The 10,442-nt window shown below is 47.4% G+C and carries 12 protein-coding genes; 11 read left to right on the top strand and 1 reads right to left on the bottom strand.

Going from position 1 to position 10,442, the window contains the following annotated elements; all coding sequences use genetic code 11:
• Window positions 1-166 precede the first annotated feature (166 nt).
• From AC1RRX_RS14740 to AC1RRX_RS14765, 6 genes are all read left to right on the top strand, one after another.
• Window positions 167-1,372 carry an ornithine--oxo-acid transaminase gene (locus AC1RRX_RS14740; protein ID WP_025650081.1) on the top strand — a complete coding sequence of 402 codons (1,206 nt, stop codon included), beginning with the start codon at window positions 167-169 and terminating at the stop codon, window positions 1,370-1,372.
• 223 nt (window positions 1,373-1,595) lie between these two features.
• Window positions 1,596-2,996, top strand: coding sequence for an amino acid permease (locus AC1RRX_RS14745; RefSeq protein ID WP_015240944.1), 1,401 nt, complete (start codon window positions 1,596-1,598; stop codon window positions 2,994-2,996).
• Window positions 2,997-3,069: 73 nt separating this feature from the next.
• Window positions 3,070-3,960 carry an arginase gene (rocF, locus tag AC1RRX_RS14750; RefSeq protein ID WP_007407883.1) on the top strand — a complete coding sequence of 297 codons (891 nt, stop codon included), beginning with the start codon at window positions 3,070-3,072 and terminating at the stop codon, window positions 3,958-3,960.
• A 130-nt stretch (window positions 3,961-4,090) separates the two neighbouring features.
• The gene (locus AC1RRX_RS14755) at window positions 4,091-5,206 is read left to right on the top strand and encodes a response regulator aspartate phosphatase (protein ID WP_144464700.1); all 1,116 of its coding nucleotides are present in this window, start codon (window positions 4,091-4,093) and stop codon (window positions 5,204-5,206) included.
• Window positions 5,193-5,327 (top strand): hypothetical protein, encoded by a 135-nt coding sequence (locus AC1RRX_RS14760; protein WP_007407881.1) that lies wholly within the window; start codon window positions 5,193-5,195, stop codon window positions 5,325-5,327. Before AC1RRX_RS14755 ends, AC1RRX_RS14760 begins: the two co-directional genes overlap by 14 nt.
• A gap of 47 nt (window positions 5,328-5,374) precedes the next feature.
• Window positions 5,375-5,848, top strand: coding sequence for a GNAT family N-acetyltransferase (locus AC1RRX_RS14765; protein ID WP_144464702.1), 474 nt, complete (start codon window positions 5,375-5,377; stop codon window positions 5,846-5,848).
• A 29-nt stretch (window positions 5,849-5,877) separates the two neighbouring features.
• On the opposite strand, the gene AC1RRX_RS14770 is transcribed toward AC1RRX_RS14765, so the two are convergent.
• Entirely contained in the window at window positions 5,878-6,858 is a 981-nt protein-coding gene (locus tag AC1RRX_RS14770; RefSeq protein WP_144464704.1) for an aldo/keto reductase, read from the bottom strand.
• 183 nt (window positions 6,859-7,041) lie between these two features.
• Between AC1RRX_RS14770 and AC1RRX_RS14775 the strand changes: the two genes are divergently transcribed.
• From AC1RRX_RS14775 to rlmH, 5 genes are all read left to right on the top strand, one after another.
• Complete coding sequence (locus AC1RRX_RS14775) at window positions 7,042-7,791, top strand: YiiX/YebB-like N1pC/P60 family cysteine hydrolase (protein ID WP_144464791.1); 750 nt, start codon at window positions 7,042-7,044, stop codon at window positions 7,789-7,791.
• Between the two features lie 10 nt (window positions 7,792-7,801).
• A complete protein-coding gene (locus AC1RRX_RS14780) occupies window positions 7,802-8,965 on the top strand; it encodes a YycP family beta-propeller protein (protein ID WP_144464706.1) in 1,164 nt (387 codons plus the stop codon).
• Window positions 8,966-9,254: 289 nt separating this feature from the next.
• Complete coding sequence (locus AC1RRX_RS14785) at window positions 9,255-9,470, top strand: hypothetical protein (RefSeq protein WP_186302981.1); 216 nt, start codon at window positions 9,255-9,257, stop codon at window positions 9,468-9,470.
• Window positions 9,471-9,564: 94 nt separating this feature from the next.
• The gene (locus tag AC1RRX_RS14790; protein ID WP_004393147.1) at window positions 9,565-9,735 is read left to right on the top strand and encodes a CxxH/CxxC protein; all 171 of its coding nucleotides are present in this window, start codon (window positions 9,565-9,567) and stop codon (window positions 9,733-9,735) included.
• Window positions 9,736-9,815: 80 nt separating this feature from the next.
• Window positions 9,816-10,295: a 23S rRNA (pseudouridine(1915)-N(3))-methyltransferase RlmH gene (rlmH, locus tag AC1RRX_RS14795; protein ID WP_144464708.1), complete on the top strand. Its 480-nt coding sequence runs from the start codon at window positions 9,816-9,818 to the stop codon at window positions 10,293-10,295.
• Window positions 10,296-10,442 lie beyond the last annotated feature (147 nt).

A 10,442-nucleotide genomic window follows, 5' to 3' on the forward strand; every position in this document is an offset into this window, starting at 1 on the left:
TTTGCGCTTGGCTGAAGTTTGCACGCAAACTGCCGGAAAATTTTGCGGGAAAAGAAAGAATGCTGGCGAAACATCCCGTTTTTTCGGATTGGCACGGAACTTGCTTTATAAAAAGGGAAAGCAAGATCTAATGTTGAATGATTACAAAACAAGGGGGAATCAGATTATGTCAGCTTTCACAAAATCTCAAGAAATTATCAGCCAAACTTCACATTACGGCGCGAACAACTATCATCCTCTGCCGATTGTTATTTCCGAAGCGCAGGGTGTTTGGGTAAAAGACCCTGAAGGCAATCAATATATGGATATGCTGAGTGCTTATTCTGCGGTGAACCAGGGGCACAGACATCCGAAGATCATTCAGGCGCTGAAGGATCAGGCGGATAAAATCACTCTGACGTCACGCGCGTTCCATAATGATCAGCTCGGTCCGTTTTATGAGAAAACAGCCAAGCTGACCGGAAAAGATATGATTCTGCCGATGAATACGGGGGCGGAAGCCGTTGAATCCGCTGTCAAAGCGGCGAGACGCTGGGCATATGAGGTCAAAGGAGTAGCGGATAATCAGGCGGAAATCATTGCGTGTATCGGCAACTTCCACGGCAGAACGATGCTTGCGGTATCCCTTTCTTCAGAAGATGAGTATAAACGCGGTTTCGGACCTATGCTTCCGGGTATAAAATTAATTCCATACGGAGACGCAGAAGCGCTGCGCAGGGCGATCACGCCGAACACAGCCGCTTTCTTATTCGAACCGATTCAGGGAGAAGCGGGCATCGTCATTCCGCCGGAAGGATTTTTACAAGAAGCGGCCGCCATTTGTAAGGAAGAAAATGTGCTTCTGATCGCTGATGAAATTCAGACGGGACTCGGCCGCACAGGGAAAACATTCGCGGTTGACTGGGAAAATATCGTACCGGATATGTTCATCTTAGGCAAAGCGCTCGGCGGGGGCGTCTTCCCGATTTCGTGCATCGCGGCGAACCGTGACATTCTCGGCGTGTTTAACCCGGGTTCCCACGGCTCGACATTCGGCGGAAACCCGCTCGCTTGCGCGGTATCGCTCGCATCTCTTGAAGTCCTTGAGGAAGAAGGGCTGGCAGAGCGTTCCCTTCAGCTTGGCCGTTATTTTAAAGAAGAGCTTGAGAAAATTGATAACCCGATCATAAAAGACGTGCGCGGACGCGGCCTGTTTATCGGCGTTGAACTGACAGAAGCGGCCCGCCCGTACTGTGAAAAGCTGAAAGGCGAAGGGCTTTTATGCAAAGAAACACATGATACCGTGATCCGTTTTGCACCGCCGTTAATGATTTCCAAGGAAGACTTGGACTGGGCGGTCCAAAAGATCACAAACGTGCTTCAAAACGCGTAAAACTTTGATGCGGCAATGCTTTCCCTCGGCTTGTATGGAATTTACAAATAAAAAATTCAGCACACTCTATTTGCGTGACGACAGTATTTTAGTATAATGTATCTTTATGTACGAAAATGAATTTCATATAACATTCATATACAAATAGAGGCTCTTTGGACAGCAAATCGGTTTCAAAGCACCGGCTTGGTTCCAATACAAGTTGCTGAAGGGGTGCAGAATAGTGAATACAAATCAAAAAGAGAATCAGCTTCAGCGCACAATGAAATCACGCCATTTGTTTATGATTTCTTTGGGCGGAGTGATCGGCACCGGGTTTTTCCTGAGTACCGGATTTACAATTAACCAGGCGGGACCGCTGGGCGCGGTTCTGTCTTATCTGGTCGGCGGTTTTATAATGTTTTTGACAATGCTCTGCTTAGGCGAGCTTGCGGTTGCCCTTCCCGTATCAGGGTCGTTTCAGACGTACGCAACCAAATTCATCAGCCCCGCTTTCGGTTTCGCATTCGGCTGGCTGTACTGGCTCGGCTGGGCGGTGACATGCGCCATTGAGTTTTTATCTGCGGGACAATTGATGCTCCGCTGGTTTCCGCATGTTCCCGTATGGGTGTGGTGCCTCGTGTTTGTCGGACTGATGTTTCTTTTGAACGCCATTACCACAAAAGCGTTCGCTGAGTCGGAATTTTGGTTTTCAGGCATTAAAATTTTAGTCATTCTGCTGTTTATTATTTTGGGCGGCGCCGCCATGTTCGGCCTGATTGACATGAAACACGGCGAGCAGGCTCCTTTCTTCTCTCATTTTTATGAGGATGGATTGTTTCCGAACGGCATTAAGGCTATGCTTATTACGATGATTACCGTAAACTTCGCGTTCCAGGGAACGGAGCTGATCGGGGTTGCCGCGGGAGAAAGTGAAAATCCCGAGAAAACGATTCCGCGCTCTATCCGGCAGACGGTATGGAGAACGCTTGTCTTTTTCGTTCTCTCCATCATCGTCATTGCCGGGATGATTCCGTGGAAGCAGGCGGGAGTGGTGGAAAGCCCGTTTGTCGTGGTGTTTGAACAAATCGGTATTCCATATGCCGCCGATATTATGAACTTTGTTATCTTAATTGCGCTGCTCTCAGTGGCCAACTCAGGCCTGTTTGCATCGACGCGTATCTTATATGCTATGGCGAACGAAGGACAAGCCTTTAAATCGCTCGGCAAAATAAATAAACGCGGCGTGCCGATGAACGCTCTGATCGTGACGCTGGCCGTCGCCTGCCTGTCACTGCTGTCTAAAGTGGCAGCGCCGGAAACCGTTTATATGTTTCTCTTATCATTAGCCGGACTAAGCGCGCAGGTCGGCTGGATTACGATTTCCCTGTCACAGCTGATGTTCAGACGGAAATACATCCGCGAAGGCGGCAAAGTGGAAGACCTGAAGTTTAAAACACCGCTGTACCCGGTGCTGCCTATTATCGGGCTGACGTTAAACACGGTTGTTCTGATCAGCCTCGCATTTGATTCAGAACAGCGGCTCGCCCTTTATTGCGGCATCCCGTTCATGGCGGTGTGCGTTATCGTCTATCATCTGTATGTAAAAAAGCATAAGCAGTCAGAAAAACAGATAGAGCTTTAAATCTTTTCGTGTCCAAGTCATCTTTGAGAAACCCGCACAGGACAACATACAACATGTTGAGGTGGAAAAACGGATGAACAAGAATATCTCAGTTATTGGAATGCCGATGGATTTAGGACAAGCACGACGCGGAGTGGACATGGGCCCGAGCGCCATCCGCTACGCGCATCTCATTGAACGGTTATCTGACATGGGGTATGCGGTGGAAGACTTAGGCGACATCCCCGTCAATCGTGAAAAACTCAAAAATGATGAAGAGCTGAAAAATCTGAACTCTGTGCTCTCGGGGAACGAGCAGCTCGCCCAAAAGGTGGACAGCGTCATTGAGAATGAGCGGTTCCCTCTCGTCTTGGGCGGCGATCACAGCATCGCGATCGGAACGCTGACAGGAACGGCAAAGCACTATAAACAGCTCGGCGTCATCTGGTACGACGCGCACGGCGACTTAAACACCCTGGAAACATCGCCGTCAGGCAATATTCACGGAATGCCGCTGGCCGTCAGCCTCGGCGTCGGGCACGATACGCTGGTGAACCTGGGCGGGTATGCCCCGAAAATCAAGCCGGAGAACGTCGTCATCATCGGCGCGAGATCGCTTGATGAAGGCGAGCGTGAATACATTAAGGAAACAGGCATGAAGGTCTATACGATGCATGAGATTGACCGCCTCGGCATGACAAAGGTCATTGAAGAAACCATTGACTACTTGTCAGACTGTGACGGCGTTCACCTCAGCCTTGACCTCGACGGCCTTGATCCGAGCGACGCACCCGGCGTAGGCACACCTGTCGTCGGCGGCATCAGCTACCGTGAAAGCCATTTGGCAATGGAGATGCTGTACGATGCCGACATCATCACTTCAGCTGAATTTGTCGAAGTCAACCCGATCCTCGATCACAAAAATAAAACCGGCAAAACAGCGGTCGAGCTGGTGGAATCTCTGTTAGGAAAAAAACTGTTATAAAATATGCGCCTCCGCACCTGCGGAGGTTTTTTTGTTGCCACGAGGAAACTAGCGGGCTGCCACCCTCTTTTTGAACCTGTAAATATGATATATTTATTACACAAAATGGGAAAGGGAGGTGTCCTGACAGATGGCTGAGGTGATGGCCCACGAAACAGTTGCGAAAAAAATCAGTGACTGGTATGAGGAAATCAAAAAGCACAACACTGAATCGGCTGAGGCGTTAAGAGAACAACTGCTTACGGATCTGCAAAATATGACACAAAATCAAACGGTGCTCCTTTATTTTAATTTAATTGATTCCCGCTATAAGCTTTTGATGGAAGAGTATGAGAAAACAGACGGCATTTTAAAAACGATCCAGCTGAACGCCAATAAAGAAAAAACAGACCAGATGATTCAATACTATTATTATTTCTTTTCCGGAATGCACGAGTTTTACCGTAAACGGTTTATGAACGCCATTAATTTTTACCGGATTGCTGAAAGCAGGCTCCGGCACATACCGAATGAGATTGAAAGAGCCGAGTTTAATTATCAAGTGGCGATTGCCTACTATGAAATCCGCCAAAACTACTTTGCGATGAACCACGCGGAAAAAGCGTTGGAGATCTACAAAGCCAATGAAATGTACGCGGTCAGAGAAGCACAGTGTTTAATGGTGATCGGCTGTAACAGAATGGACTTGTTTCACTATCAGAAAGCCGAAGAGCTCCTGCAGACGGCGGTTCATCAAGCCGCCAAAGCGGGCGATCCGCATATTGAGGCGCTTGCCCACTTTAACGCAGGCATTTGCTATGAAAGACAGGAAAAGCTTGAGGAGGCGCGGATCGAGTTTGAAACGGCTCTCGATCAAAAGGAGCATTTGCAATCAGCATATTCGGTGCGGAGTCTGTACATGCTGGCCAGAGTGTTATTGAAACAGGAACAGATGGATGAGGGCCGGTTTTGGCTGCATAAAGCGCTGAATGCCGCTGAAGAAAAAAACGAGCCCGTATACACCCAAAAGCTGCGCATCTTACAGCATGTCTTTATTGACCACAATGAAGAAGCGCTTGAATCAGCTTTCGCCGAGTTAAGAAGGAAAGAGCTGTGGAGTGACGTTTCCGATTTGTCATATCAAGCCGCGGCGCATTTTAAAAAACAGGAGAATTACAAACTGGCGGCGAAGTATTTTCAGGAATCAATTGATGCCAATGACCAAATTTTGAGATTAACGGAGGGGATTCGTAATGAAAACATGTAAATTCATTGTACTCTCAGCAGCCTTGGCAAGTCTCATTTCGATTGGATTATTTGCGCAAACTGGTTCAACGGCACAAGCCGAACAAATCATAAAACCGGCGGAAAACGGAGCCTTCGGATAATACTTCATGATACCGCTTTCAGTCCGTATTTTGTAAGGAGTGATTCAATGGCTATCACGCTGCAGCCGATGACAGGACAAGAATTTCAGTCCTATCTCGCCCATTCAACCAAGCAATACGCTGAAGAAAAGATAAAAGCGGGAACGTGGCTGCCTGACGAAGCGCCGGAGTTAGCGAAGCTGGCGTTTGAAGACCTGCTTCCTGACGGCTTGGAGACGGCCGATCACTATTTATGGACGCTGACATTGGACGGAAAGGAAAATGCCGGCTGGCTGTGGCTGCACGCCGATCCGGACGACCCGCAGCAGGACGCGTTTATTTATGATTTCGGCCTTCATCCGCCTTTCCGCGGCAAAGGCTATGCAAAAGAGGCGCTCGCAAGGCTGGAGGACAAAGCCAAAGACCTGGGTGTCCGCAAGATTTCTCTCCATGTGTTCGCTCATAACGAAACGGCGCGGAAGTTGTATGAGAAGACGGGATTTCTGGAGACGGATGTCATCATGAGCAAACAGCTGTCATGAAAAGAGGCCCGCACGCTGGGCCTCTTTTGTTATTCATCTAACAATGTCATCATTTGTTCCGGATAACGCTCGCCGGCCGCCGTGCCGATCGGAAACATCTCATCCAACTGCGCCTTCACATCCTCGGGAAGCACAATGTCGAGAGCGGCGAGGTTCTCTTCCAAGTAGTGTTTCTTTTTTGTACCCGGAATCGGAATGAGGTCATCGCCGTTTGCGAGAACCCATGCGAGCGCAAGCTGAGGAGCAGTGATATTCATTTCCCGGGCAATGGCGGTAAGTTTTTGGACGAGCCCTATATTCACCGCCAAATTGTCTCCCTGAAATCTCGGCGTTCTTCTTCTGTAATCATCGGCATCCAGATGATCTGTCGACGTCATCTTTCCGGAAAGAAAACCTCTGCCGAGCGGACTGTAAGGCACAAATGAGATGCCGAGCTCACGGCAGGCGGGCAGCACATGCTCCTCCGCTTCCCTGCTCCATAAAGAATATTCCGATTGAAGCGCGGAAATCGGGTGAATGCGGACGGCGCGCCTGATCGTTTCTGCGGAAGCCTCTGACAATCCGATAAATCTCACCTTTCCTTCGTCTATCAGCTCCTTCATGGCACCGACAGTTTCTTCAATCGGCACCCGCGGATCAACCCGGTGCAGATAATAAAGGTCGATATAATCCGTCCCAAGGCGTTTCAGACTGGCGTCACACGCTTTTTTCACATAATCGGGCCGTCCGTTAATTTCGATAAACTCACCCTTTTCACTTCGGACATAACCGAATTTCGTCGCGAGGCACAGCTCCTTTCTGAATGGGGCGAGCGCTCTGCCGACAAGTTCTTCATTCGCACCCAATCCATATTGATCAGCCGTATCAAACACATTCACGCCGAGATGAACGGCATGATGCAGTGTGGAAATCGACTCTTCCTCACTCTGGCTGCCATAGTATTCCGACATGCCCATGCACCCTAACCCCATTGCGGAAACCCGCATCGAACCGATCGTTCTGTCCTTCATATGTCCTCCCCCTTTCTTGTATGATAACCGGATTTCCTGATATTTGAAAATGTTTTATGCGTATGATTTACATATTGTTATAAAATTTTTAAAAATCTGTAAATTGTATATTTTTTTATCGCAATTCTGTCATATAATACAAATGTGGAAAAATTATACTCAAAGAAAAGAGGCGAAGTCATGATGTGTAAAAAGCTGTTCAAAGCCGTCCTCCCGTTTGCCCTGTCATTCACCATGGTTCTGTCGTTCTCCGGTTTGAATGTAAAAGCGAAAGAAACAGAAACAGCCCGCTATGCAAAAGAAATCGCAGACCTTCAGCAGGGCACGACCCCTCAAGACGTTCTCCAATCCGCCAAAGAGCTTGCCAAACAGAAGCACGTTTCAACAGAAGCAATTCTCAAGCAGTTTCATCAAGAAATCACGGCAGACAAGGTGCAAGGAAATGTAATCGCTTCCAAAGAAGGACTCTCTGCAATGGGCGGATCATCAGGCACAAAAAAACTTCCGAAAAGCACAAAAGGCAATATTTATTACACGAACTCATACACGGCTTATTACAACCACGGGCATGTCGGCATGTATTCATCCGCTGACAAAATTGTTGAATCCGTGCCGGGAGACGGCGTCCGCCAGATTGCTTATAACGGCAGAGAAGTCGAAGACAATTCAATCGTCCAGACCGTAAAAGTCACCGACTCTCAAAAACAAGCCGCCGCTGACTGGGCTGTATCAAGAGTGGGTGATGAGTACTCCTTCAACTTCGTCAATAACAGAAATACGGGCCATGAAGGCGCCAAAAACTGCTCAAAACTGCTGTGGTCGGCATTCCTCTTAAAAGCCGGGATTGATATCGACTCTAACGGCGGCTTAGGCGTATATCCGCGCGACATCACAAGCTCGTCCTACACAACCACGATTCTGACCATTCACTAAGGAGAACAACGTGAAAAAAATCATCTGGATACCCTTAGTGATCATCGCCGCCGCAGCGGTCTTATGCTTCTTCTATTTCCGCACGGAAGATCCTGCGGAGGTTGCGAGAGACACATTAAATGACCCTGATTTTCTGAAAGATAAAGAGGCGCTGCTGTATTTCTCCACTGCGGCTGACCAAGACACGTTCGGCGGCGGAAAAAGCTACGCCCTCTTCGCCGATGAAAAAGGGCGGATCTCTTCTTATCAAATGAAGGGGCTTGAGCTCGGATCCGCCAAAGTGCATGACGGCAGCGTGCTGCTGGAGGACAAAAAAGGAATCTACACCGTTCAGGACGGCCTTCACACGTATAAAAGAGCGTACCAGCATACGGGAGACAGCGCGGGATATATCGAGCGGGCGAAAGGCTTTTACACGCTGTATAATTCGGGCTACGACAAGAGCGGCGGCAGCTACCGTTCAGAGCTGTACCGCCAGATTGACGGCAAGTGGAAGCAAGACGTCATCCCGCACTACATCCGCGCTTCAGGCTTTTTTAAAGATCATCTTTTCGCGCTCACGCCGACAGATGACGAAAAAGGCTATCACGTCCAAGACATTCAGGCCGATAAAGAGAAGCTCCATACAACATCAATCGCGACGTGGACGTATAAAGAAGGCACGTCTGTCGAATCCCAGCTCGCCGCCGACGACAGCGCCGTCTGCTTTGTCACCAGAGGGGAAAAAGCAGATCACATCTATCAAATGGTGAAAGTCATGAAAAACAGCGGCGCCATCAAAACATATGACATCGCCACTTATAAAAATGACGAGCAGACGATCTATGACTCCATGCCGTTCAGCTTCAAAAAAAGCTTTTTCATGGAGCGGTGCAGCTTCTATTTCGTTGACGGCTTCGGAAACGTGTACCGCATCAACCCTGAGACCGGAAAAAGCAAAAAAGCCTTCAAGCTCCCCGCATCACGAATGAAAGCCGACTTCAAGGAGCTGACCCATCAAAACGGAAAGCTGTATCTGTTTACGTACAGCTACAAAAAGCCCGCCAAAATCGAGTCCTTCGACCTGAAAACGGGCAAAAAGCTGAACGACCTGACCATCCCAAACTTAAAAAACATCGTCACGCCTAAAAGCCATCTCAAGCTGTATGATGTGCAGGTGATGGATGGGTTTTAAAGAGTATAAACATTTCGGAAGAGCTTGCCGCTTTTGGTAAGCTTTTTATAATGAAACGTTACTGCGGGAAAGAAGGTGTTCATTTGAAATCATTCAGTATCTTCTTATTGTTGTCCGTCATTTGTATAACCATTGTTTTTGTCATAATGAATATGTTGATTGGATACCCTGATGTGAGCAACGGGGCATTGATTATGATTGTATAAATCGTTGTGACCCTCATGATAAGGCTATATAACAAGAGAAAAGCCGACCGAACATAGAGATAGAGGAATTTAGGAGGGAGCCGATGAAGAAAAAGCTTGCCGAGGTGACCGTAACCATTCTCCTGGTTTCCGTGATAACCAACTCTTTTTTAAATGGCGGAAAGCCGGAGCTGTACACTGCTGGCGTATCTATTAGGAATTCTGTTCGTCCTTCGCTTAGAAAAAAGAGAAAACACGTAAAGAGCCGGATGCTGAAAACACCGGCTCTTTTTGCGCGTGATTTGCCGAATTGTGGATAAAACTCAGCCCGAAGCACTACTAACATGTGTATAAATAGGTTATATTGAAAAGAGAACAATTGCCGCGCGCAAAAGAAAACCGGAGGACGTAACTATGAAAACCGCTTATTATTCTTGTGAAGAACATATCGAAACCGTGCTGGACATGTACATAGATGATCATGAGCTTCCGCCCGAAATCAGAAAAATCGAACATACTAACAGTTTATCCACAGCCTGTGAATTATGTGGGGACACTGCAACATATCTAGTAGGGAACGAATGATCCTACACAAAATACAGAAAAGATATCCACAATTGTGGACAATATATATGAATAACTTGTTTCTAAAGTGGGGATGACCTGTGAATATCAATATTGTGACCATCGGAAAACTAAAAGAAAAATACCTCAAGCAAGGCATTGAAGAATACAAAAAACGACTTTCAGCCTACGCAAAAATCGACATCATCGAACTCCCGGACGAAAAAGCGCCGGAAAACCTGAGCGACCAAGACATGAAAATCGTCAAAGACAAAGAAGGCGAACGCATCCTGGCCAAACTCAGCCCGGACACCCACGTCATCGCCCTCGCCATCGAAGGAAAAATGAAAACATCCGAAGAACTGGCCGATACAATAGATAAGCTGGCGACATATGGAAAAAGCAAAATCACCTTCGTCATCGGCGGCTCACTCGGATTGAGTGACGCCGTGATGAAGCGAGCGGATGAAAAGCTGTCTTTTTCGAAAATGACGTTTCCTCATCAGCTGATGCGTCTCATACTAGTTGAGCAGATTTATCGGGCTTTTCGGATTAATCGTGGGGAGCCTTATCATAAGTGATGGAAACATGAAAAACGAGATAACTATAAAAATGAGTAAGATTAAAAAGTTAGTTTAAATAAAAGATAAGAAATAAGATAATAAAAGCATTACAGTTTGTGAAACTTTTTATAAATCCTAATAATAAATAGAAGTGCAAACCCCCAT

This window comes from Bacillus sp. GW821-FHT11D08 (genome assembly GCF_058808515.1).